Source organism: Vibrio sp. 1159, from assembly GCF_033340395.1.
GTDB lineage: Bacteria > Pseudomonadota > Gammaproteobacteria > Enterobacterales > Vibrionaceae > Vibrio > Vibrio alginolyticus.
In genome coordinates, this window is sequence record NZ_JAWOWL010000151.1 from 1 (window position 1) to 1,157 (window position 1,157).

Here is a 1,157-nt window from a genome sequence, read left to right on the forward strand (position 1 = left end):
AGTTCCTAAATACGCACTGACTATCGGTGTAGGCACACTACTAGACGCAGAAGAAGTGATGATCCTAGTGACTGGTCACAACAAAGCACTTGCACTAGAAGCGGCTGTTGAAGGTTGTGTAAACCACCTATGGACAGTTTCTGCTCTTCAGCTGCACCCTAAAGCAGTGATCGTATGTGACGAGCCTTCACAACAAGAGCTTAAAGTGAAGACAGTTAAGTACTTCTCTGAGCTAGAAGCGGAAAACATCAAAGGTTTCTAATCCTTCGGGCGATAAGCCAAGATAACCGCTAAAAACACAAAACCCGTGAATCATCACGGGTTTTTTCGTTTCTGGGCATGACAAATACCATCACATCGCAAGCATCTTCATTCATTTGAGAAGAACCTCAGTACGCTTGGATGCCAAATTGGCGCAGACGTTTTGGCAATACTTCATCCAGCTTGTCTAGTTCACTTGGCTCTACTTCGATCAAATTGAAGTTGTGTTGCTGATACACCGCGCGAATGGCTTCTCGCTCTTTTTCTGGCGTCTCTCCGCTATCACTTCCCCAAAACTGAAGGTACAGCTTGCCAGCAGGAAGATAAAAATCGCTCATCACTTCTTGTTCTATCGGGACTTGTCGCTCGTAAGCATGGACAATTCCAGCCAAATACAACCAGTTATCAATTAATAACTCCCCTTTTGAACGAACATAGTGCCCATCCAAAGTCCGGTGTTTGGCTTCGAATTTTTGACGAAAACTGGAGTAGGATTTGTCGGTGGAGTGCGACTCCGCATCTTGCCCCAAAAACTCCACTACAGATTGCTTCAAGCGCTTGTTGCGCAAAACGACATCGTGCCAAACCACAAAGGTGTTTTGTGATTCTTTATCTGCACGCTGTTGACCACCTGCTCGAATGCCCGCTTCGGTGACTTGCCATCCGTCTTCCGATTTACTTATCCAGCCTAGCTCACTCAACAATTGGTTGATTCGCTTGGCATTAAGGCGAAGTTTATCGCCAAGTTGTGTGGCACTCAGAGTTTTCCCAGAGGTAGGATTCAGCTCAATATGCAAGTTCGTAGGCCAGACAATAAACTGCCCAAACTTGGGGTGGTCAACATATTCACCGCCGAACTTAGCGCCCTCTTCCGTCAGGATCCATTTGTCCTCTTG

At 46.3% G+C, this 1,157-nt stretch carries 1 protein-coding gene and 1 pseudogene; one reads left to right on the top strand and one right to left on the bottom strand.

What is annotated here, in order from left to right:
- A pseudogene (gene nagB, locus R7127_RS26615) lies at positions 1-262 on the top strand (glucosamine-6-phosphate deaminase); the annotation flags it as partial.
- Positions 263-389: 127 nt separating this feature from the next.
- Here the strand turns inward: nagB and R7127_RS26620 are convergent.
- Positions 390-1,157, bottom strand: a 768-nt coding sequence (locus tag R7127_RS26620; RefSeq protein WP_318148725.1) for a glycerol kinase, incomplete at its 5' end; no start/stop codon positions are given.